This window comes from Cupriavidus sp. 01L415 (genome assembly GCF_056400065.1).
The window spans coordinates 508,195-529,936 of the sequence record NZ_JBFTSP010000001.1 but is presented as its reverse complement, the minus strand read 5'-3'; the positions used below and the strand labels follow the sequence as shown (position 1 = coordinate 529,936).

Annotated in this window: 25 protein-coding genes; 12 read left to right on the top strand and 13 right to left on the bottom strand. The window is 64.8% G+C overall.

Annotated elements, in window-relative coordinates:
- Positions 1–50: 50 nt before the first annotated feature.
- Together AC1DOX_RS02440 and AC1DOX_RS02435 are read left to right on the top strand one after the other, a co-directional pair.
- Positions 51–1,136: an alkene reductase gene (locus AC1DOX_RS02440; RefSeq protein ID WP_441617751.1), complete on the top strand. Its 1,086-nt coding sequence runs from the start codon at positions 51–53 to the stop codon at positions 1,134–1,136.
- A 190-nt stretch (positions 1,137–1,326) separates the two neighbouring features.
- Positions 1,327–1,971: a glutathione S-transferase family protein gene (locus AC1DOX_RS02435; protein WP_441617749.1), complete on the top strand. Its 645-nt coding sequence runs from the start codon at positions 1,327–1,329 to the stop codon at positions 1,969–1,971.
- 18 nt (positions 1,972–1,989) lie between these two features.
- Here the strand turns inward: AC1DOX_RS02435 and AC1DOX_RS02430 are convergent, their stop codons facing one another.
- From AC1DOX_RS02430 to AC1DOX_RS02405, 6 genes are all read right to left on the bottom strand, one after another.
- Positions 1,990–2,892: a LysR family transcriptional regulator gene (locus AC1DOX_RS02430; RefSeq protein WP_441617747.1), complete on the bottom strand. Its 903-nt coding sequence runs from the start codon at positions 2,890–2,892 to the stop codon at positions 1,990–1,992.
- A gap of 268 nt (positions 2,893–3,160) precedes the next feature.
- Positions 3,161–4,156: a TRAP transporter substrate-binding protein gene (locus AC1DOX_RS02425; protein ID WP_441618044.1), complete on the bottom strand. Its 996-nt coding sequence runs from the start codon at positions 4,154–4,156 to the stop codon at positions 3,161–3,163.
- Positions 4,157–4,435: 279 nt separating this feature from the next.
- On the bottom strand, positions 4,436–4,702 hold the full coding sequence (locus AC1DOX_RS02420; RefSeq protein ID WP_441617745.1) for a DUF4148 domain-containing protein: 267 nt from the start codon (positions 4,700–4,702) through the stop codon (positions 4,436–4,438).
- Positions 4,703–5,107: 405 nt separating this feature from the next.
- Positions 5,108–5,575, bottom strand: coding sequence for a cupin domain-containing protein (locus AC1DOX_RS02415; RefSeq protein ID WP_441617743.1), 468 nt, complete (start codon positions 5,573–5,575; stop codon positions 5,108–5,110).
- A gap of 163 nt (positions 5,576–5,738) precedes the next feature.
- On the bottom strand, positions 5,739–5,963 hold the full coding sequence (locus tag AC1DOX_RS02410; protein WP_441617741.1) for a DUF2188 domain-containing protein: 225 nt from the start codon (positions 5,961–5,963) through the stop codon (positions 5,739–5,741).
- A gap of 259 nt (positions 5,964–6,222) precedes the next feature.
- Positions 6,223–6,459, bottom strand: coding sequence for a GDCCVxC domain-containing (seleno)protein (locus tag AC1DOX_RS02405; protein WP_441618042.1), 237 nt, complete (start codon positions 6,457–6,459; stop codon positions 6,223–6,225).
- Positions 6,460–6,617: 158 nt separating this feature from the next.
- Here AC1DOX_RS02405 and AC1DOX_RS02400 point away from each other — a divergent pair, with 158 nt between their 5' ends.
- Positions 6,618–7,085: a MerR family transcriptional regulator gene (locus AC1DOX_RS02400; RefSeq protein WP_441617739.1), complete on the top strand. Its 468-nt coding sequence runs from the start codon at positions 6,618–6,620 to the stop codon at positions 7,083–7,085.
- A 51-nt stretch (positions 7,086–7,136) separates the two neighbouring features.
- On the opposite strand, the gene AC1DOX_RS02395 is transcribed toward AC1DOX_RS02400, so the two are convergent.
- Together AC1DOX_RS02395 and AC1DOX_RS02390 are read right to left on the bottom strand one after the other, a co-directional pair.
- The gene (locus tag AC1DOX_RS02395) at positions 7,137–7,376 is read right to left on the bottom strand and encodes a DUF2789 domain-containing protein (protein WP_092137992.1); all 240 of its coding nucleotides are present in this window, start codon (positions 7,374–7,376) and stop codon (positions 7,137–7,139) included.
- Between the two features lie 266 nt (positions 7,377–7,642).
- A complete protein-coding gene (locus AC1DOX_RS02390) occupies positions 7,643–8,371 on the bottom strand; it encodes an IclR family transcriptional regulator (protein WP_441618040.1) in 729 nt (242 codons plus the stop codon).
- A 161-nt stretch (positions 8,372–8,532) separates the two neighbouring features.
- Here AC1DOX_RS02390 and AC1DOX_RS02385 point away from each other — a divergent pair, with 161 nt between their 5' ends.
- From AC1DOX_RS02385 to AC1DOX_RS02360, 6 genes are all read left to right on the top strand, one after another.
- Entirely contained in the window at positions 8,533–9,492 is a 960-nt protein-coding gene (locus AC1DOX_RS02385; protein ID WP_441617736.1) for a tripartite tricarboxylate transporter substrate binding protein, read from the top strand.
- 30 nt (positions 9,493–9,522) lie between these two features.
- The gene (locus AC1DOX_RS02380) at positions 9,523–10,221 is read left to right on the top strand and encodes an RraA family protein (protein WP_092137989.1); all 699 of its coding nucleotides are present in this window, start codon (positions 9,523–9,525) and stop codon (positions 10,219–10,221) included.
- Positions 10,218–11,159: an NAD(P)-dependent oxidoreductase gene (locus tag AC1DOX_RS02375; RefSeq protein WP_477112278.1), complete on the top strand. Its 942-nt coding sequence runs from the start codon at positions 10,218–10,220 to the stop codon at positions 11,157–11,159. Before AC1DOX_RS02380 ends, AC1DOX_RS02375 begins: the two co-directional genes overlap by 4 nt.
- 84 nt (positions 11,160–11,243) lie before the next feature.
- Entirely contained in the window at positions 11,244–12,215 is a 972-nt protein-coding gene (locus tag AC1DOX_RS02370; RefSeq protein ID WP_441617732.1) for a Bug family tripartite tricarboxylate transporter substrate binding protein, read from the top strand.
- A gap of 14 nt (positions 12,216–12,229) precedes the next feature.
- Positions 12,230–13,153, top strand: a complete 924-nt coding sequence (locus AC1DOX_RS02365; protein WP_441617730.1) for an SMP-30/gluconolactonase/LRE family protein — start codon at positions 12,230–12,232, stop codon at positions 13,151–13,153.
- Positions 13,154–13,318: 165 nt separating this feature from the next.
- The gene (locus tag AC1DOX_RS02360; RefSeq protein WP_441618038.1) at positions 13,319–13,651 is read left to right on the top strand and encodes a hypothetical protein; all 333 of its coding nucleotides are present in this window, start codon (positions 13,319–13,321) and stop codon (positions 13,649–13,651) included.
- 12 nt (positions 13,652–13,663) lie between these two features.
- On the opposite strand, the gene AC1DOX_RS02355 is transcribed toward AC1DOX_RS02360, so the two are convergent.
- Positions 13,664–15,016 (bottom strand): dicarboxylate/amino acid:cation symporter, encoded by a 1,353-nt coding sequence (locus AC1DOX_RS02355; protein ID WP_441618036.1) that lies wholly within the window; start codon positions 15,014–15,016, stop codon positions 13,664–13,666.
- A gap of 373 nt (positions 15,017–15,389) precedes the next feature.
- On the opposite strand from AC1DOX_RS02355, the gene AC1DOX_RS02350 reads away from it, so the two are divergent.
- The 3 genes from AC1DOX_RS02350 to AC1DOX_RS02340 are packed head-to-tail and all read left to right on the top strand — an operon-like array spanning position 15,390 to position 18,106.
- Positions 15,390–16,793 carry a carotenoid oxygenase family protein gene (locus tag AC1DOX_RS02350; RefSeq protein ID WP_441617728.1) on the top strand — a complete coding sequence of 468 codons (1,404 nt, stop codon included), beginning with the start codon at positions 15,390–15,392 and terminating at the stop codon, positions 16,791–16,793.
- The gene (locus AC1DOX_RS02345; protein WP_441617726.1) at positions 16,790–17,374 is read left to right on the top strand and encodes a septation protein IspZ; all 585 of its coding nucleotides are present in this window, start codon (positions 16,790–16,792) and stop codon (positions 17,372–17,374) included. The genes AC1DOX_RS02350 and AC1DOX_RS02345 overlap by 4 nt, the downstream gene beginning before the upstream one ends.
- Before the next feature lie 30 nt (positions 17,375–17,404).
- Complete coding sequence (locus AC1DOX_RS02340; protein ID WP_441617724.1) at positions 17,405–18,106, top strand: TetR/AcrR family transcriptional regulator; 702 nt, start codon at positions 17,405–17,407, stop codon at positions 18,104–18,106.
- Between the two features lie 55 nt (positions 18,107–18,161).
- Here the strand turns inward: AC1DOX_RS02340 and AC1DOX_RS02335 are convergent, their stop codons facing one another.
- The 4 genes from AC1DOX_RS02335 to AC1DOX_RS02320 all read right to left on the bottom strand — a co-directional run bounded on the left by AC1DOX_RS02335 (position 18,162) and on the right by AC1DOX_RS02320 (position 21,695).
- Positions 18,162–19,136 carry a Bug family tripartite tricarboxylate transporter substrate binding protein gene (locus AC1DOX_RS02335; RefSeq protein ID WP_092137981.1) on the bottom strand — a complete coding sequence of 325 codons (975 nt, stop codon included), beginning with the start codon at positions 19,134–19,136 and terminating at the stop codon, positions 18,162–18,164.
- A gap of 88 nt (positions 19,137–19,224) precedes the next feature.
- Positions 19,225–19,983, bottom strand: a complete 759-nt coding sequence (locus tag AC1DOX_RS02330; RefSeq protein WP_441617721.1) for an SDR family oxidoreductase — start codon at positions 19,981–19,983, stop codon at positions 19,225–19,227.
- A 58-nt stretch (positions 19,984–20,041) separates the two neighbouring features.
- Complete coding sequence (locus AC1DOX_RS02325; protein ID WP_441617719.1) at positions 20,042–20,728, bottom strand: fumarylacetoacetate hydrolase family protein; 687 nt, start codon at positions 20,726–20,728, stop codon at positions 20,042–20,044.
- Positions 20,729–20,741: 13 nt separating this feature from the next.
- Positions 20,742–21,695 (bottom strand): 2-hydroxyacid dehydrogenase, encoded by a 954-nt coding sequence (locus tag AC1DOX_RS02320; RefSeq protein ID WP_441617717.1) that lies wholly within the window; start codon positions 21,693–21,695, stop codon positions 20,742–20,744.
- Positions 21,696–21,742: the final 47 nt, after the last annotated feature.

Sequence of the window (21,742 nt, the reverse complement as noted above, 5' to 3'; positions counted from 1 at the left end):
GGCCACCATGGCTGCGGCGGGGCATCGTTTCCTGACTTGGAGATTTCATCATGCAACATGGCAATCGCGCCTCGGCCTTGTTTCAGCCGCTGCAGTTGGGCGGCCTGACGCTGCCAAATCGCATCGTGATGGCGCCGCTGACGCGCCTGCGCGCAGCGGACCCGGTTCATGTGCCCAACGCGCTGATGGCGCAGTACTACGCGCAGCGGGCATCCGCTGGCCTGCTGATTTCCGAAGGCATTCCGGTGAACGAGGAGGGTGTGGGTTATCCGAACGTGCCGGGTTTGTGGTCCGAGGCGCAGGTGGCGGGTTGGAAGCTGGTCACCGACGCCGTCCACCAGGCCGGCGGCCGTATCGTGGCGCAACTCTGGCACGTGGGTCGCATCTCCGACCCGGATCTGATCCAGGGCCGCCAACCGGTGGCACCGAGCGCGATCGCCGCCGAGGGCCATGTCAGCCTGTTGCGGCCGATGCGTCCCTACGCCGTGCCACGTCCGCTGACGCGCGAGGATATCGCCGGCATCGTCGCCGCATTCCGGCAAGCCGCCGCCAATGCTCAGGCCGCGGGCTTCGATGGGGTGACGATCCACGGCGCCAATGGCTACCTGCTCGATCAGTTCCTGCAGGACGGCACCAATCGACGCACCGATGACTACGGCGGCCCGATTGAGAACCGGGCACGGCTGCTGCTGGAGGTGGCCGATGCGGTCACGACGGTATGGGAGCCCCATCGCGTCGGCGTGCACTTGTCGACGCGTGCCCCCATGAACTCGATGTCGGACAGTGAACCGGAAGAAACCTTCGGCTACGCCGCCCGGGCGCTCGGCGCGCGCGGCATCGGCTTTCTGTTCTTGCGTGAGACGGCAGGCGAGGGCGCATTGTTGCCGCGACTCAAGCGCGAGTTTGGCGGCGTGATCATTGCGAACGACGGGTTCGATCTGGATGCGGCCGAGCGGGTCATCGACGAAGGCCATGCCGATGCCGTCGCGTTCGGCCGTCCGTTCATCGCCAATCCGGATCTGGTCGACCGGTTGCGGAAGCGTGCCGAACTCAATCCAGTCGATACCTCGAGGCTCTATCACATGGACGGGGCGCCCGAGCGCGGATACACGGACTATCCAACGCTGGCGGCATGAGCGCTGGCTGGGCGATGAGAGCCTGAGCGACACGTAAGTCGGAAAATTGTCTCCAAATTGGATTCAGTGTGGAGAAAGATTTGCGCTTTATCTCTCCAATGGCGATTAGTACAGTTGCAGCGTGATGTCGCGAAGCGCAAGACCGCCTCCGGCACACGCCAACACCTCAATGCAACGACGGACCATTGTCATGAAGCTCTATATCGCCCAAGCCACCTGCTCGCTCGCTGTGCAAGTCATTGCCAACGAACTCGGTCTCCAACCTGAATTGGTTCACTACGATGTGTTCGGCAAGAGCACCTCGGCCAACGACGACTTCGCTGCGGTGAATCCGTTGGCCTACGTGCCGGTGCTGGTGCTCGACGACGAGGCGCGGACCCACCTGACCGAAACGACCGTTATTACGTCCTATCTGGCCGATCAACATCTGGCCGCCGGCCTGATCCCGCCGCATGGCACGCTCGAGCGTGTGAAGTTCGACCAGTTGCTGACGTTCCTGGCAACCGAAATCGCCCAGAAACACATTCCGCTGATGCGCAAGCTGCAGACGGAATTTGGTACGGAATGGACGCGCAACAAGCTCGTCGCTGCCTACACGAAGCTGGACGCCCAGCTTGCCGACGGTCGGGCCTATCTGACCGGCGACAAATTCACGGTGGCGGATGCGTATGTCTGGGCGACGCTGTGGCACGAACGCTCGGGCGCGCCGATCACCCACTTGAACAACCTGTTCCAGTACATCGCGCGTATCGAGGCGCGTCCGTCGGTGCAAAAGGCGCTGCGCGACGAAGCTGAGATGGTGGCCGGGCATGAAGCGGTGAAGCAGGCCGCGTAACTCGCGTAACGCATCGGCTTACTCCCGCAGGCTGTCCGCGAGATGGTTGAGCACGGCGCGCGTCTTCGCGGGCATCCGGAGTCCTAGCGGGATCATTGCGTGGACCGGCGGACCGTCGACGTCTGCGGCAGGCAGGATATGGACCAGGCGTCCGGCCTCCACATAGGGCCGGGCCACGCGGTCGTTGATCTGCACGATCCCGAAGCCGTTGGCGGCCGCGTCGACCAGCGCCTGCCCGTCGGCGAGAACCAGCACGGGCTCCATCACCATGTCGCGGACATTGCCGGCGTCGGAAACGGTCCACGGGCGCAGCCGGCCGCTGGGGCCGCGGAAGATGACGGCGTCGTGGGTGTTCAGTTCTGCAAGCGAGTCGATAGGACCCTTGCGTTTCACGTAGTCCGGCGACGCATACAGGCCGAGGCGCAAGTCACACAGCTTGCGCACGGTCATTTCGCCGTCCGCGGGCAGATGGCCGATTCGCACGACGATGTCCCAGCCTTCCGCGACGGGGTCCGACATCCGGTCCGACAGGGCCATCTCGAGTGTGAGCTTCGGGTGCCGGCGCTGCAGTTCCGCAAGCCCGGGCAGCAGCAGCCGACCGAACCCGGCCGGCACATCGAGTCGGACCCGGCCGATCGGCTCGGACTTGCGGGCCGCCAGTTCCTGCTCCGCATCCCGCAATCCCGCCAGCGCCACGTGTGCCGCGCGCAGATAGGTCTCGCCGTCCTCGGTCATGCGCACAGCGCGCGTCGTGCGCTGGAACAGCCGCGTGCCGAGCCGCTTCTCGAGCCGCTGCACGGCCTTACCGACATTCGACTTGCTGGTCCCGAGCGACTCCGCCGCGCGGGTGAAGCTGCCCGTCTGCGCCACGGCCAGGAACGCCTCGATGTCCTGTACAGCCGCTTCAACTCGCTCGACCATTGTGGCCCTCCGGGCGACAAAGAAAACCAGATTCGGAAGTTTATCAGCGCACGGGCGGTAGCCAGAATGCCCGGCGCCCGGCGCCCGGTTGCCCCGTGGCAAGTTGCGCGCGGACATGTCCGGGTCGATTGGCAAGCATGGTCAGCGCTATGTCCGGATACCGGTCGTGGAAGTCCTCGAGCGCCGGCACAACCAACAGCATTGGCGCGTCGAAAACCGTTGGTGCCCAGGTCGCTCGTTCCGGCTTCCCATCGCTAGCAGCTAGCTGCTAACGGAGTCCGGCTTCCGCACTGAGGTAGGTCTTCAGCAATGCCGCGCCGCGCTCGCCCACGCGCGATTGCCAGATTGCCACCGCGCTCTGTCCGGCGTCGCGCAGCGCCTGCTGCACGGCCGGCGCCGGATTGTCCTGGATCGTTACGCCGTTGGCACGCATGCGGGCGGTGTTCTCAGCCAGCCGCGTGTTCAGTCGCAGCCACTGCTTGTCTTCCGTCGCCCTGGCCGCGGTGGTCACTACATCCCGCTGGGCTGGCGTCAGCGCCTGCCATGCGGCGGCGTTGACGGTCGTGAACGACAACGGCATGGCATAACCGATGGCCGTGAAGCAGGGCAGGTAGTCCCACAGCTTGCGGCCGGCGCCGCCATCGCCGGACGACAGCACAGCGCTCACCGAGCCGTCCTTCAGGTGCGGCATGGCGTCGGCAAACGATAGGTTCTGCGCCTTCGCCCCCGCCGCGCGCATGACCTCGGCCGAGGTCTCGTCATAGGCGCGCACCGACAGCGCGCGCAGATCTTCCAGCGTGTTCACGGGATTGCGCGACCACAGGCCTGTGGGCGGCCAGGGCGTGATGTAGAGCAGATGCTGGCCCTGTTTCTCGAAGGCGCGCGCATAGTGCGCGCGGGCCAGGTCGGCCAGCCGGTGTGCGCGGTCAACGGACGTCGCCACAAACGGCAGTGACGACAGCAGGAAAATCGGATCGACCTCGCCCAGCGCACCGCCGAACGCGTCGCCGGCTTGTAGCTTGCCGTCGCGGATCGCGGCCGGCATCTGCGCGGACTTGAATCCCGCGCTGGCGTCGAAGCTCGGTTGCGGGGCCATCGCGCCCTGCGTGCGGGCGGCAACCTCCTGCGCAAACGTGGTCAGTCCCTCGCCCGGCATCGACGTCGCGGGGTATTCGGTGGCCATTTGCCAGACCACCGGCGCAGGCTGCGCATGGGCGACGGGCGCGAGCGCGGCCGAGGTGGCGACGGCAAGGCCGGCGGTCATCGCAAACAGTAGGGTGGCCTGGGCAAGACGATGGGGAAGATGGCGCATGGCGGGCGGATGGAAGGGTGGGGAGGTTTCGGCGTGCCGGCTCCACCATCGTGGGGATGCGGCCGGTGTGCATTATAGGCATCCCCATGCCGGGATGACGGGGGCGGCCCCCGGCGTTGCGTAAAGAACGCGCGCCAGAAAGGCCGCCATCATCAGTTGAGCGCCTTCATCTCCAAACTGCGGCATCCGCCAAAGCCAGGGAGCGGTCCCGGGCGCTCGGTCCCCGGTCGGTCAACGTGTAGGCGAGGCACTCCAGGTCGCTCGCAGGCGTTCATAGGTGGCCATTTTTCGCAGGTATTCCGCGCTGTAGATGTCCGGCGTGCCATCACCGCGCCATTCGTCGGCGAGGCCTGCACGCTGCCACGCCTCAAGGTCCGCACGCACTTCGGCGCGCGTCAAGGGATGGATTGGATTGTTGACGTCGGCTGCGTGTGCGGCGCAAGAGAGGGTCGACGCGAGGAGCGCCGCGGCAAGCGAAGAGAGAGCGAGGAGTTTCATTCTGTGCATTTCTATGGGGATGTGCTGGGCGCCACGATTTCGACGCGCAGGACACCAGCACGACGGTGTGAGCGTCGTTATCGGAAGGATGAATCTGGATGGATGTTTGCCTGGGGTTGCCCGGGGGCTGATGTACCGGTGTTGTTGCGGTACAGGACTCAGTGTAGCGACGTCACTCCGATTCACAAAATGAATTAATCATCGTCAGATAAGTCGATTTTTTCATGTGTAAGGCTGCGGGTCTCGCCACGTTGCGATGCAGCTGAGCAGCGGCTGGCCGCCGTCAGCTTGCCATGGGCCTTACGGACATCTTCGGGGCATCTGCGGGGAAATTGCGACTGCGAATCCGGTCTGGCAGCGACTCGGCTTGGGGGAGCCAGAGTCGCTGCCTCATGTGTGGAGGTATCAGGGCAGCAGGTGCGTATCGCCGGCGGCCTGCGGTGGCAACTTGATTGCCAGTGCCTTGAATTCGCCGCTGGTGGCGATCGAACCCGCGTGGGCGGCGCCCTTGGGAATGACAATCAGGTCACCGGGGCCGACCTCGCGCTGCTCGGTGCCCAGCCAGAATGTGCCCTTGCCCGAAATGACGTACTGGATCTCGTCGGCGCTGTTATGGAAGTGCTTGGGAACGTTGCCGGATTGCACGGCAATGGTCCCGTGTGGTGTCGCCACCAGACCTTTCGTACGCAGCGTGCCCATATTGGGAACCTGCGGCCCGATGTCTTCATTGGTCATGGCCGCGAGGTTGATGATCTGCGGCGCCAGCGTGGCAGGCGGGGTTTGCGCGTGGGCCGGCGGCAGTCCCATGTGGGCGGCAAGGTAACCACAAGCAAAAGCGACCGCGACAGCGGCAAGAGCGGCATAGCGACGCATGTTTTTCTTCCTTTGGTTGGCCTGCGATCGGTGCGTCGCCACGATGCCTGGGCCGTGCGACACGGCAGGATTGTCTCACCGCGATCCGCACCCAGAAGTGGGGGAAACCCGAGATCCGACGCCAGCACTGCCATGGCCGATATGCGGTCGGGCTAGGGCGGCGTCACCGCTGCGGCTCCTGTTCCTTGTCACCGCATGCGGCGCGCAGGTGCACGTCGCCGTCGTGACGATGGATGTGCAATTCGGCGTTCTCTCGCCTGGCTACGTCCCAACCGGCGGCGATTGCCGCTTCCATCGTCGGAAATATCTGGGTCTTGATATCGAGGCCGCCGAACTCCAGTGCCCAACCACGCTCCGCGGGTAGAACACGAATGATCCGCGATTGCATAGAGCCCCCCTGAATGTCCCGCGACGTACCGTGACGTATTGCGGGCGTGGCGTACTAACGAGCAAAAACGCGTTACCGTGGACAAGCGTGGCTGGGTAAGGGCCGGGATCTACCGAAAGGAACCGCATCGAGGCTATGTGTCATGCAGCGCTGCACCTGCGCCGGCAACAGCAGTGTTGCCGTTTCGTACACCCGTTTTATTGATCGCGCCCGCCTGGCTTCCGGGCCGGAACGACCGTCGCCTGCGGGGTGATGCGAGTCAGCGCGGCGTCCCAGCTGTCGCCAAACAGCACGAACAAGACTGCTGCTGCATGGGCGGACACCTTTCGGTGCCATACGAACAGAAGACGCAGCAATCACCAGCCTTGGGCCTTAGCATCGCGTGGCAGCGCTCGCACTCATAGCACCACTGGCAGGCATCGATAGGCATGGTTTCTTCTTTTGCATGCGCGCACTCGGGGCAGGTGATGATGGATTGCAGCTTGACGGCGTTCATCATGTCTCTATACCTCACCGCCGATCAGCAACTGACGGCAGGCGGCCACCATGGCTGGCGACCTGATCCCCGGCGTTGCCCATCGACATGCAATCCGTCCTTCCCATATGCGCTGTTTACGCCTAGCCTAGGTCCGTACCCAGGTACGGAGTCAAGCGATGGAGCACACACTGACAATCGGGAAGCTGGCCAGGGCGGCTGGTGTTGGCGTGGAGACGGTGCGCTACTACCAGCGGTGCGGGTTGCTGCCGGTGCCGGAACGCGCCTATGGCGCCATTCGCCAGTATTCGGAACAGAGCCTGCAGCGGCTTCATTTCATTCGCCAGGCCCAGTCGCTCGGCTTCACCCTGGATGAAGTCCGAATACTGCTGCGACAGAACGATGGCAACACGTGCGGCACGGCCCGCGCGCTGGCCGAACAAAAGCTCACGCTTGTGGAAGAGAGATTGAAGGATCTGCGGCGATTGCGCGCGGAACTGAAGACTCTCATCGGGCAATGCCACACCCATGGCAATGAGACGTCTTGCCCCCTGATCGACACGTTGTCGGCCCATATGAGATCAGAGGGCGCGCGTGAACCCTCCGTTTCGGCGTCGGTGAACGCTCGTCAGTGTTGCGGTGAATGAGCGCGATTCCACCGCCCGGGAATCATGAATGAAAGCTGGCTTCCGCGCCGCTCAAGCCGGCGCGCGCAGCGCGAGATTCAACTGGTCCACGGTCTCCACCCAGTCGGCATCCTCGATGAACTCATCGCGCAGCAGAGTCGCCTGGGCCGGCGTCCAGAATGGCGCCTCCCATAGATCAATGTCCTGCGAGAGCGGGGAGTGTTTGGCAATGAAGGCGCGAATGTCGGCCTCTTCGGATGGCAGGCCGAGCTGCGCGAACAGATCGGAGAAGTGGTGGAAGGAAGTGTCCATCTAGAACTCCTGACAAGTCGACCGGGGTCGTGCGCGGGACGCTCTGGCAGCGTGGTGCCTGATTCTCGCTCCGCATCGATGCGCTATCAATCTCCGGCAGAGCCCTCGTTATGCGCGTGGCAACCAGACTAGTCCTGTTGCGCATCTTCGCGCGACTGCGCGAAATCCGGGGCCATGCCTGTGGAGGGACGCATCATGCATACCGTTGCCAGAACTGATTACGGAAGCGGCGCAAGGGAGTCATTCGACGCGCTGGAAAAGCACAGTCATGGTTTTTGCGATGCCCGCTCTCCATAGATGCGCTCGCACCAGCCTGGGCTCGCCCCGAGCATGCGTGACAGCTTGGTGGCGGCAACCAGCTGCACGCGCACGATTTCGGCGCGATCGGCAGCTTCCAGTCTTGAAGCCGGACCCGAAAGCGCCAGCGCTGCCATGAACTTGTCGCCGGCGCCAAAAAGCGGGGTGGCGAACGCGGCCGTATAGACGTCGCGCGCACCAGAGGTGAACCACGGGAGCGGGTCGGCTTTCTGCGCGGTTTCCTCGCCCTTGCCCCAGAACTTCAGCACCGACCCGATCGCGGTGTCATCGAGCGGAAGGATGGTGCCGGGCAGCCGCGTTTCGCGGAGGCCTTCACTCGGTTCGGCACGATACAGGCACATCCGCTGCTCGTCGCCGTGAAGCACGTAATAGGAGGCGCTCTCCTTCGTCGCGGCCGCGAGGTCCTGGAGAACGGGTTCGATGACCGAGCCGAGCTGGAACGACTGCTCGTACAGCTTGCCGAGGTAGAGCACGCGCGGGCCGAGCGTATAGCGGCCGTCCGCCGCGCGCACCACGTAGCTCATCCGTTCCAGTGAATTCAACAGGCGGAAGACGGTCGTCTTGTGCATGCCGGACGCGGCGGACAGTTGCGCGAGTGACAGCATCTCCGCGCCCAGCCGGAAACAGTCGAGCAGGCCGAGCGCTTTCTCGACTGCAGCTACCCCGTGGTTACTCATAGATCGTTCCAGTGCAGATTTTTTGCATTGTACGATGTACAACGGCATTTTGTATCGTACACGGGTAAACGATAAATGGAATGGCAGCGTGATCGGATTATATTTGTCTCACGGAAATACAACGACGTTGTACAGAGTACAACGCAACACGGAGACAACGAATGCGTTCGACGCGATCCCTTCTTCTGGTGGCCCTTGCGGCCACATCGATGTCGGCCCATGCGGCCTGGCCGGACGACCGGCCCATCGAGGTTTATGTCGGCTTTGCGGCAGGTGGCGGCACCGACCTGCTGGCGCGTGCGATGGCGCCGTACCTGCAAAAACACCTGGGCGGCAAGGCGCGCATCGTCGTGGTGAACAAGCCCGGCGCGTCCGGCGAGATTGCCTATGTGGGGCTATCGCGCGCCGCCGCGGATGGCTACACGCTCGGGATCATTTCCACGCCGTCCTTCCTCACCATTCCCATCCAGCGCAAGCCGAAGTACGAACCCGCTGCGATCGTTCCGCTGGCCCGCGTGATCGATGACCCCGCGATGTTCGTGGTGGCAGGGGACAGCAAGCTGACTTCCATGGCCGACCTCGTGGCGAAGCTCAAGGCCAACCCTGAAGGCCTGTCGATGGGCAGCAACGGCATTGGCACCAACGGGCACATGGCGGCGCTGGCGCTGCAGCAGTCCACGGGCGCCAAGGTCAACCACATTCCGTTCGCCGGCACGTCGCAGACCAAGACCAGCCTGCTCGGTCATCACATCGACGTGATGGCCATGAGCACGACCGAATACACCGAGGCCGATCGCGCGTCGAAGGACGTGAAGATCCTGGCCCAGCTCGGCGAGGCGCGCCGTCAAAGCGTGGCCGATGTGCCGACCGCCCGCGAGCAGAAGCTCGACATCGTGATCTCTTCCGAACGTGGCTTCGCCGCGCCGCGCGGCTTGCCGCCGGACGTCAGCAAGCGTCTGCAGGCCGCCATCGAAGCCACGACCAGGGACCCCGAATTCCTGGCGCGCGCCGTCAACGAGGCGCGCGGCATCTCCTATTTGTCCGGCGCGGCGTGGAGCCAGCACATGGCCATGCAGCGCGGCAAGTTCGAAGGCCTGTGGAAGACCGCTTCCACCAAGTAATCCCTGTGTCTGCAATATCTGGAGTCGTACATGAGCACCCAAGCCAAAGCATCTCCCGCGATTCGTCGCGAATATGAGCGCGTCTCGCCCGAACTGGTGGCGCGTGCGTCGCAATTTCAGGCCGCCATCCTGGCCGACGTCGTGGGCCGTCGCGGCACGCTGAATGCGCGCGTACAAGGCCTGTCGGCTTCGATGAAGATCGCCGGCCCCGCACTGACCGTGGAAGTCCGCCCGGGCGACAACCTCATGTTTCACGTGGCCCTGGCCATTGCAAAGCCGGGCGATGTGATCGTTGTCGACGGAAAGGGCGACCAGACCGCCGCCCTGTGCGGCGAGATCATGGCGACCCAGGCGCAGGAATCCGGCGTTGCAGGCTTCGTCATCGACGCGGCCGTGCGTGACTCGCATGAGCTGGCCCATGGCAAGTTTCCGGTTTTCTCCGCTGGCACCAACCCGTGCGGCCCGACCAAGGCCATTGGCGGCCTGGTGAACTGGCCCGCGTCGGTGGCCGGTGTGGCGATCAACCCCGGCGACCTGATCGTTGGCGACGCCGACGGGGTCGTGGTCATCCCGCGTGAAGACGTGCCCGCCATTCTCGAACTGGCGCAGAAGAAGGTGGATGCCGAAGCCCGACGCATCGCCGCCATCAAGGCCGGTGACCTGCGCCCGGGCTGGCTGGACGGCGAACTGCGCGCGGCGGGTGTCCTGGCCGAGGGGGAATCGCTGTGACCGGAATCAAGAAGCCCGCCGTCCTGGTCACGGGGAACGATCTCGCGCCGGAGGCCCTGCATCTGCTCGCGGACTTTGAAGTCTGCTTCGCCGGCAAGCAGCCAGCCGAGGACGCCATCGTGTCGCTGGCGCGTGAGAAGGATCCCGTCGCCATCATCGTGCGCTACGGCAAGGTCGGCGCCGGCGTCATGGACGCGGCGCCGTCGCTCAAGGTGATTTCGAAGCACGGGAGCGGCATCGATGTGATCGACCAGCAGGCTGCGGCCGAGCGGGGCATTGCGGTGAAGGCAGCCGTTGGCGCGAACGCCGCCGCGGTGGCGGAGCATGCGTGGGCGCTGATCCTCGCGTGTGCCAAGGCCGTCCCCTTCCTGAACGACCGGATGCACGGCGGGCACTGGGACAAGGCGACCCACAAGACGATCGAGCTGAACGGACGCACGCTCGGCATTGTCGGGCTCGGCGAGATTGGCCGTCGCGCCGCGGCGATCGGCGTCGCCACCGGCATGCGCGTCATCGCCTTCGATCCCTATGCAAAGACGGCGCCGGACGGCGTGACGCTCGTGGACCTGCCGCAGTTGTACCGGGAATCGGACGTGGTGTCGCTGCACTGCCCGCTGACGGAAGAGAATCGCGGCATGCTGAACCGCGAGACGCTGGCGACGTTCAAGCATGGCGCGATCCTCGTCAACACGGCGCGCGGCGGTCTTGTCGACGAACCAGCGCTGGTCGAAGCCCTGCAAAAGGGCCAGTTGTACGCCGCCGGCCTGGACAGCTTTGCCATCGAGCCGATGCCCGCGTTGCACGCGTTTCGCGAGATTCCCAACCTCATCCTGTCTCCGCACATCGGAGGCGTCAGCGACGCGGCCTACGTCAACATCGGGGTGGGCGCCGCAAGGAACGTGCTTGCGGTCCTGCAGCACGCGAACCAGCCCGCGTAAGTGCCGCAGGGCGCATTCCGATAGTCAAAACAAGCGTGTCGCGGCAAGATAGACGCGTCTGCCGCGGCACCAGGGGACAACATCATGATTCACCGAACAGTTGCTTACGTCGTCATCATGGCGACGCTCTTGTGCACTGGCATGGCACCCGCCGCCGCGGCTTACCCCGACAAGCCGGTGCGGATCGTCGTGCCAAATCCTCCCGGCGGCGCCGTTGACGTGGTGACCCGCAAGATCGCCCAGAAGCTGACCGAGCAGACCGGGCAGAGCTTTGTGGTCGAGAACAAGCCGGGAGCATCGGGCACGATTGGGACGTCACAGGTCGTCAACGCGGCGGCCGACGGCTACACGCTGCTGGCGAACGACAATTCCTATACGACGCTGCCCTATGTCTTCAAGAAGCTGAACTGGGATCACCAAACGGCGCTGGTGCCGATCGCGCCGTTCGCGTTCTCGCCGGTCGTGCTCGGCGTCAAGGCCGATTCGCGTTTCAAGGATCTCGCCTCGCTGGTGAGCTACGCCAAGGCACATCCGGGAGAGGTGACATTCGGAACCGGCGGCCCGGGCAGTTCGCCGCATTTCGCCGCCGAGGCGTTCCAGCAGGCGGCGGGCATCAAGCTGATGCACGTTCCGTACAAGGGCGCGGGCGAAGCCATGGTCGGGCTGCTGTCCGGCAGCGTAGATCTGCTGGTCGTGTCGACGCCGACCGCGCTGGCGCCCGTGAAAGGCAAACAGATGCGTCTGCTGGGCATCAGCGGAAAGAGCCGGGTGGATGTGTTTCCGGGCGTTCCGACCTTTGCGGAAGCCGGCGTCCCCGCCTTCAGCCTGTTCAACTGGTCCGGCCTGGCTGCACCGAAGGGCACGCCAGCCGATGTCGTGACCCGGTTGCAAGCCGAGATTCACAAGGCGCTCCTGGCCCCCGACATGAAGTCATTCCTGGCGTCGATGGGCGCGCAGCCAGGCAATATGGACAGCCCCGCGTTTGCGCAACTGATCCAGCGGGAAACCGCGCAGTGGGCTCCCGTCGCCCAGCGGGCCCAGATCGAAAAGCAATAAGCCAGGAGCCAGCCATGTTTCTCGCCCAGCAACCCGTCGTGCGTGACGCAAAGGTGCTGACAACGCTTCCGGATTCATTCCGTCGGCACGACAAGGACAATGCGTGGACGCACGCCAATCGCGGCGGGGCCACCATCGACTCGTTCCTCGAAGGGCCGGTGTGGGCCGATGACCATCTCTGGGTGACCGATATTCCCTATGGCCGCGTGTTCCGCGTGTCGATGCAGGGCGACTGGGAACTCGTCGCGGAGTATGACGGCGAGCCGAATGGCATGAAGCGCCTGGCCGGCGGGGACTTCCTGATCACCGACTATCGCAACGGCCTGGTTCGCCTGGATATCAGGACGGGCAACGTGAGCCCTTTCCTCGAGCGCAGGAATTCGGAGCGGTTCCGCGGCGTCAACGATCTGACGTTCGATTCGGCGGGCAATCTCTATTTCACCGACCAGGGCCAGACCGGCATGCATGATCCTGCCGGTCGCGTGTATCGCCTGAGCCCGGGGGGCAAGCTCGACCTCCTTCTGGCCAATGCCCCCAGCCCGAACGGATTGGTGCTGTCGCCGGACGAAAAGGTGCTGTTTGTCGCGATGACACGTGGCAATTGCGTCTGGCGCGTGCCATTGCAGGCGGATGGTTCGGTGAGCAAGGTCGGCCAGTTCTTCACGTCCTACGGGCCGAGCGGCCCCGACGGCCTCGTCATGCGTTTGGACGGGCATCTGCTGGTGGCGAACCCCGGGCTCGGCTATGTCTGGGTTCTCAATCATCGCGCCGAGCCTGTGGAGGTGATTCGTAGTCCGACCGGCGCATCGCTGACCAACCTTTGCTTCGGCGGCGAAGACGGCAAGACGCTGCTCATGACCGAATCGACCACGGGCACCATCCTGTGCATCGACATGCCGATTGGCGGCGCGCCCGTGCACGGAGGCCGGCTCGCCTGAGCCGGCTTCGAGTCTGATTCGCGCCTGATTGACAGCGCCGTGACGGTGGTGGACAGTTGCCTCCATCGGTGCCGGAAGGAATTTGAGGCACTTTTGCTGGCATCGGCGCGCCAGGCCAGGGTTCAGCCCTGGCCTCCGCCTCGACTATAGGAGGATGTCATCATGATGCGCACGCCTATTGCCCTGGTATTCGCTGCCATGCTCGCGCTGCCGGGCTGCACTTACTACGGATACCCGGCCCCGGCGGGGGCGCCGGCCAGCTACGACCGTTCGTTCTACGCGGCCGCGGACGCCATGCGGGACCAGGGCCTGACGGTCACCAACCAGGACCCCGGCAGCGGCATCGTCGTTGGCACGCAAGGGGGCGACACCGTGACGGCCAGTGTCCGCCAGCAGGGTGACGGCAGCGTGCGCGTGGAATTCAACGCCGCCAACCCGCGCGATTCCGGACTGCTCGACCGCGTCTCACGCAGCTACGACCGCCGGATGGGACGCTGAAGCCGGACTTGCTCACCGGCTGATCGTGGTGTCGGCCACCGGCATATGGGCCGCGGTCTGGTCGAGCACCACTTCCGGCTCGTCGGCCTCGATGTCCGACTCGCCATCCAGCCTGCGGTGCATCCGCTCGATATCGAGATCACCGGTCCATTTCGCCACGACCACCGTGGCCACGCCGTTGCCGATCAGATTGGTCAGCGCGCGCGCCTCCGACATGAAGCGGTCAATGCCGAGAATCAGGGCCAGCCCCGCCACCGGAACATGCCCCACCGCCGACAGCGTGGCCGCCAGCACGATGAAACCACTCCCGGTGACGCCGGCGGCGCCCTTGGAGGTCAGCAGCAGCACGGCGAGCAGCGTGAGTTGCTGCGTCAGGGTCATGTCGGTGTTGGTTGCCTGGGCGATGAACACCGCCGCCATCGTCAAGTAGATGGAGGTGCCATCGAGGTTGAAGGAGTAGCCGGTCGGGATCACCAGTCCGACGACGGACTTGCGCGCGCCCAGGTTCTCCAGCTTGGCCATCATCCGCGGCAACACGGATTCCGACGACGACGTGCCCAGCACGATCAGCAATTCCTCCTTGATGTACTTGATGAATTTCCAGATCGAGAAGCCGTGCACCCGGGCGATGGTGCCCAGCACGACGAAGATGAAAAACAGGCTGGTGGCGTAGAAGGTCGCCATCAGCTCGCCAAGCTGCAACAGCGAGCCCACGCCGTACTTGCCGATGGTGAAGGCCATGGCGCCGAAGGCACCAATCGGGGCGACCTTCATGATGTAGCCGACAATGGTGAACAGCACGTGCGAGAACTTCTCGATGAAGTCGAACACTAGCGTGCCGCGGCCGCCGAACCTGTGCAGCGCGAAGCCGAACATCACCGCGAACAGCAGCACCTGGAGGATCTCACCCTTGGCAAAGGCATCCACCACCGTGTTCGGGATGACGTGCAGCAGGAAATCGACCGTGCCTTCCAGTTTGCCGGGCCCGGTGTAGGCGGCGATGCCCTTCGTGTCGAGGGTGGATGCGTCGACGTTCATGCCGGCGCCGGGTTTGACGATGTTGATGATCAACAAGCCAACCAGCAGGGCAATACTGCTCACGACCTCGAAGTACAGCAACGCCAGCCCGCCGGTCTTGCCGACCTTCTTCATGTCCTCCATGCCGGCGATGCCTACCACGACCGTGCAGAAGATGATCGGCGCGATGATCATCTTGATCAGCTTGATGAAGCCATCCCCCAGTGGCTTCATCGCCTCGCCGGCGTGCGGATAGAAATGGCCGAGGATGACGCCGAGAATAATGGCGGTGATGACCTGGAAGTAGAGGGATTTGTAGAGCGGCTTCCGGTGATCGGCTTTGTCCATCATCGTCTCCATTGCTGGTTCACTGTCGGCATCCGGATGCCCAGCCGGGTCAATCGGTTGGACATGCCTGTGCGCGCTGCGCGTTGGCATCAGCCGTCGTCACCGCCGCATCCTGGCGTTGCGGAGAACGGTCGAGGAAATGTCAGTATATGCACGGGGCGCACGGTGCCAAACCGTCGTTCGGCCGAGCGCTGCCGCGAGGACGCCCGGCGGTAGCGGGACAATCGTCTCTTTCGATCCGAAGCAGCCGTTGATTTTTCCATCCCGGCGCCGCTCCGCGCCGCGTCCTCCCACAACAATCTCCTTGACTTGTCGCTATCGGGCACCTTCAATACCGCGAACTATGCAGTGATTAGTTCAACGGGAGACGGGCATGAGCGAAGAAAATACAAGTGCTCCGGAGAGCATATGGTCGGTCGGCAACTTTGCGCCGGTGGCGCGGGAGATCGAGTCGTCCAGCCTGGTTATTCGTGGCGAACTGCCGCCAGCGCTCACGGGCACGCTGTTTCGCAATGGCCCCAATCCCCGTTTTCCGACGCCTGCGACGCACTGGTTTGGCGGCGACGGCATGATCCATGCCATTTCGCTGGCCAATGGCCGCGCCGCCTATCGCAACCGATGGGTCCGCACGCCGAAGTGGCTGGACGAGGACCGGGCCGGGCGCGCGCTGTTCCGGACGTTCGCCGGCAAGGTGCCGGACGCGCCCGAATGGGTGGGCGATGACCGGGGCGTCGCCAACACAAATATCGTCTGGCACGCCAACCGGTTGCTGGCACTGGAAGAAGGGCACCGGCCCACTCTGATGGCGCCGCGCACGCTGGACACCCTGGGTTATGCGGACTATGGCGCGCAGCAGGGCCCCTTCACGGCCCACCCGAAGATCGATCCGCAGACCGGGGAAATGTTTTTCTTTGGCTACAACGCCGATGGGCCGCTCACGCGCGGCATCACGGTGGGCACGATTGGCCCCGACGGGCGCCTCGCGCGCTATTCGAAGTTCGATGCGCCGTATTGCAGCATGGTGCACGACTTCATGATGACGTCGCGGCATCTGCTGATACCGATCCTGCCCCTGACCGGCAGCCGCGAGCGGGCGGAGAAGGGGCTGCCGGCCTATGCGTTCGAGGCCGGCCGCGCGGCGATGATCGGCGTCATGCGTCGCGACGCGCCTGTGGCGGACCTGCGCTGGTATGAAGGCCCCGCCTGCTATGTATTTCACGCGATGAACGCCTGGGAGACCGACCACGCGCTGGTGGCCGATGTGATGGTCTACGACGAAGCGCCGATGTTTCCAGGCCCCGACGGATCGCCCGGCGAACCCTCGCGGCAACAGGCCTACCTGGCCCGCTGGACCTTCGACCTCGCCGACGGATGCGATGCGTTCACAAGCGAGCGCCTGTGCAATATCCCGGGCGAATTTCCGCGTATCGACGAGCGCTTCGCGGGGCGTCCATACCGGCATGGCTGGTTCGCGGCGTCCAGGCCCGGCGAGGAGGGGTTGAGCGGCATTGTCCATATCGACGCCTCGACAGGTGCGTGGCGCACCTGCTGGCTGCCATCGGACGACGCCACGTCGGAACCGGTGTTCGTGCCGCGCGGCATCGAGGAAGGCGACGGCTGGATCCTGGCCGTGGTGTGGCGCGGCGCCTCAAATTCCAGCGAGCTGCTGGTTTTCGACGCGCGCGACATGGAAGCCGGCCCCGTGGTGACGGTGGAGCTGCCACAGCGCGTGCCATTCGGCTTCCATGGCAATTGGGTGGAAGGAGAGTTCGCATGAGCCAGCTCTTGCGTGTGGCCAAACCGGTCGTGTTCGATACACTCGGCGTCCTGGTGTTTGCGGTGCTGATGGCACTGGGCGTGGACGTGCGGATCGCCACGCTGGCGGGGCTGGTGGTGGCGCTGGCCGTGGTGGGCCGGGAACTGATGCATCGGCGGCCCGTGGCGGTGCTTCAGTGGATCAGCCTGGCGTCGGTCGTGGTGTCGTCGGTGGCGACGTGGCTGACGTCGGCCCCGCGTTTCGTGATGGCCAAGCCCAGCGTCCTGTTCCTGATCATCGGCCTGGTCATGCTGCGCAAGGGTTGGATGAACCGCTACGTTCCGCCCGCCGTGGCCCCGCGCGTGCAGCCCGAGATGACCTTCTTCGGCTATGTCTGGGCGGCGCTGATGCTGGTGTCGGCCGCGCTCAATGTGGTCGTGGCGGTCTGGCATGCGGCGTCGTGGCCGGCCTTCATCGCGGTGTTTCCGGCGGCACCCAAGGGGCTGCTGTTCTGCGTGCAGTACGCCACCGTGAAGGCGGCGCTGCGCAGGCGTTCGGCGGCGCAGGCATCGGAGCCCGTAGATAGCCAGGTCGCCTTGTAAGATGGCGGCCCTTGCTTTTCCTGTTCAGGCATGACCCAAGACTCCAACGCCGCCGTTCGGCAACGCCGGTCTCGCAAGGCGGCACCGGGCGGTGCGACCAAGCCGGAAGGGCAGTGGCACCATGGCGACCTGCGTGCGTCGCTGATTGCCTGGGGGCTGCATCTGCTGGATACCGAAGGCATTCCCGCCATGAGCATGCGGACGGCAGCGAAGCTCGCGGGGGTGTCGCCCGGCGCGCCGTCCCATCATTTCCACGATCGCAATGGCCTGCTGGCCGCGATTGCGGCGCAGGCGTTTCGCGAACTCAAGGATTTCAAGAGCACCCGCGCGGCCAGGCTGCCGAACGCGACGCCGGCGGACCGGCTGCGAGGGCTGCTGGTGGGCTACGCCGAGTTTGCACAGGCATACCCTGCGCGCTTTCACCTGATGTTCGGTCCCACCATCGAACGGCGCAACGAATATCCGGAGTTGATCGAGGCGGCCGGCAACTCGTTCTCGCGAGTGCGGCACGCCGTGGAGGCATGCCTGGCAGGGCGGACGCCGGCCCACTTGTCGGAAGACAAACTCGCGTTCGCGGTGTGGATTGCCGCGCACGGCCTTGCCACGCTCACGGCCAGCAACGAGCGTGTGACGACCATCTCCGCCGAACCGCTCGATGTCGACCAGATGGCCGAGGTCGTCGCCGAATTCTGCCTGCAGGCATTGCGGGCATGCTCGGAAGCCGCGCGATGACGCGCACCGTGAGCCGGCGCGCGCCGGCCACCGAACAAGCCCGCCCGAGCCATCGTTATTCCGGCTGGATTCCCGCTTCCTTGACGACCTTCCCCCACTTCGCCAAATCTGACTTGATCTGTGCCGCATAAGCTTGCGCAGTGCCGCCCTGGACCTCGATGCCGGCGGCCTCCAGCTTGGCGCGTACCTCGGGCAGCTTCAACGCGGCATTGATCTCGGTGTTGAGTTTGGCCGCGATGTCTTTCGGCGTGCCCGCAGGCGCCAGGAAGCCGCCATTGGTGCTGGCGTCATAGCCCTTGAGACCTTGTTCTTCAGCCGTCGGGACATTGGGCAGGGTTTTGGATCGGTTTCGGCTCGATACCGCGACGGCGCGAACGTTGCCGGCCTTGACCTGTTCCTGGATGGCGCTGATGGTGTCGATGTAGAGGACCGTGCGGCCTGCCACGAGGTCGGGCTGGGCGGCGGACGAGCCCTTGTAGGGAATCAGCAGCATGGGCACGCCGCTCACCATGCGGAACATTTCCGCAGCCATCTCCTGGGCGCTGCCGCGGCCGGAGGTGGCAACCTTGGCCTCGGCGGGATTGGCCTTCATCCAGTTGACGAGTTCGGGCATCGTCTTGACCGGAAGTTTCGGATAGATCGCAAACACCAGCGGGATTTCATGGGTGTAGACGATTGGCTCGAAGCTCTTTTCCGGATCCCAGCCAAGGTTCTTGAAGAGGAATTTATTGATGTTGTGGCTGCCGCCCACGATGCCGATGGTGTAGCCGTCGGGTTTGGCGTTGGCCAGCACCGCGGTCCCCAGGTTGTTGGATGCACCCGGACGGTTTTCGACGATAAAGGGCTGCCCAAGCTTGACCGACAGTTTTTCGCCGACGACACGGGCGATCAGGTCGATGCCGCCTCCGGCCGGTGCCGGGACGATGATGGTGACGGGTCGCGTCGGGTAGTTCTGTGCCGACGCCAGGCCTGCCGCCATCATCAGGGCAGCAGGGACGGCCAGGGTCTTGATCAGCGTGGTGAATTGCATCGTTGTCTCCTTTTATGTTCTGGGTGGCTATGTCTCAAGTCCGACGCCCCCGCCGATGCCAGGCGGCTCGGGGGCGCGATATCCGGTGTCAGCCGCGCCCGACGAATGGCATGGCGCTGGCCATGACCGTCATCGTCAGCACATTGGCGTCGAGCGGGAGCGAAGCCATATGGCGCACGGCATTAGCGACGTGGCTGGCATCCATCATCGGCTCTGGCGCGATGGTGCCGTTGGCCTGCAGGACGCCGCGCGTCATGCGTTCCGACAGTTCGGTCAGCGCGTTGCCAATGTCGATCTGGCTGGCAACGATGTTGAACGCGCGGCCGTCCAGCGCCAGCGCCTTGGTGAGGCCGGTGACGGCGTGCTTGCTGGCGGTGTAGGGCGCCGTGTAGGGGCGCGGCGTGTGCGCGGAGATGGAGCCGTTGTTGATGATGCGTCCGCCCTGCGGTGACTGACGTCGCATGAGTCCGAACGCCGCGCGCGCGCAGAGAAAGACGCCGGTGACGTTGGTGTTGATGACGTTGAACCATTTGTCCAGCGGCAGCTCGTCCATCGGCACGGCGGGAGCATTGACGCCGGCATTGTTGAACAGCAGGTCCAGCCGCCCGAACTCGCGTTCGATGGTGTCGAACAAGGCTTGCACGCTATCCGGGTCGGTAACGTCGGCGGGCACGGCCACTGCGGTCTGGCCGCGCGCGGCGGCCTCGGCGGCCAGCGCTTGCAAGGGTTCGGCGCGCCGGCCGGCCAGCACGACCGTCCAGCCGTCGTCGAGCAAGGCCGTTGCGGTGCGGTGGCCAACGCCGCTGCCTGCACCGGTGACGAGGGCAATTTTTCGGGAAGCGTTCAAGAGTGGTCTCCTGTGGCGATGTGAGGTCGAAAGGCAGGATCGAAGGGACGTCCTGCAGTCAGTGAGTGACGGTGAGGGAGAATTCGCCGATGCCGGCCACGCTGGCGCTGACAACGTCGCCTCGCTGCAAGGGGCCTACCCCGGCCGGCGTGCCGGTAAAGATGAGGTCGCCGGGCATTAGCGTTACGGAGCGCGACAGCATGGCCACCAGTTCCGGCACCGGCCATATCAGCCCCGACAAGTCGGCATGCTGGCGTTCGGCGTCGTTGACCGTCAGCCGTATCGACCCTTCCCGAGGGTGGCCGCAGATGGCCGCGGGCACGACAGGGCCGCAGGGCGCCGAGTGGTCAAAGGCCTTGGCGGGTTCCCAGGGGCCGCCCACGCGTTTGGCTTGCTGTTGCAGGTCCCGTCGCGTCAGGTCCAGCCCGACGGCATAACCCCAGATATGGTCGGCCTCGGCCTGCGCCGGATCGATGTCGCGCCCGCCACGGCCAATGGCGACGACCAGTTCGATCTCGTGGCAAAAGTCTTCCGTGCCAGGCGGATAGGGCAACAAGCCCTCGGCCGGCACGACGGCCGTGGCGGGCTTCATGAACCAGGCTGGCATTTCCCGGGGCGCTGGCTCGTCCGGGGCCCAACGGTAATTGCGCCCGATACAGAAGACCCGGCCGATGGGAAACCGATCCGTACCGCCGGAGACGGGCAGGGAGCACGGCGCGGCGGGTGGGAAAACGAAATCCGTCATGGTGACCACGCGCTCAGGTGGTCAGGCTCATGGTCGGACGGTCGCCGGCCAAGGCCTGGGCGACGCTGTCGAGCACCATTCGCGCCATGGCGGCACGGGTTTCCCAGGTTGCGCTGGCGCGGTGGGCCTGCAGCGTCGTGCGGTCGGACTGGCGCAACGTCAACGGCACGCGCGGCTCGTCGACGAACACGTCGAGGCCCGCGCCCGCAATGCGGCCGGCCGCAACGGCTTCGGCCAGATCGGCCTCGTTGACGAGTCGGCCGCGTGCCACGTTGACAAGAAAACCGCGTGGGCCGAGCGCATCCAGCACGGCGGCATCGACGATGCCTTCGGCCTTGTCAGCCGCCGCGCACAGCACCAGCGCGTCACTGTTACGCGCAAGGTCTTGCAGGGTCGCCACGAATTCGTATGGCAAGTCATCCATGCGGTGCAGGTCGGTATAGCGGATGGGGCAGCCAAAGGCCGTCGCCCGCGTCGCCACCGCCCGGCCGACGCGCCCCATGCCCACGATGCCGACGCGCATGCCACTGAACCGGCGGGCAAGCGGGATGGCACTGGGCTGGGGATGCAGTTCCCACTGGCCATCGCGCACAAAGCGGTCGCCAGCGCAGATATTGCGGCAGGCCGCGATCAGCAAGCCAATGGCCAGGTCAGCCACGTCCTCGGTCAGCGCGCCAAGGGTGGCGGTGACCGGCAGGCCCCGGCTGCGGCAGTACGCCAGGTCCACCGCATCCGTCCCCACGCCATTGATGGCCACCACCTTCAGGGCAGGCAACCGTTCCAGCATCTCCCGCGAGATTCCGGTGTGACCGCCGGTAATCACGGCCTCGATCGACGCGCCATGTTGCTGAAGCCACGCCGCCTGGTCTGTGATCTCGAAGTACTTGTGAACCTCGTAAAGGGCGGCGAGTTCGTCATTTATCGCCGGGATCAGGATGGGATTGAGTTGCAGGATCTGGGTCTTCATATCCGGGGAAGAGGGGCGCGTTAAAGATTGATTGCATGGTAGTAATG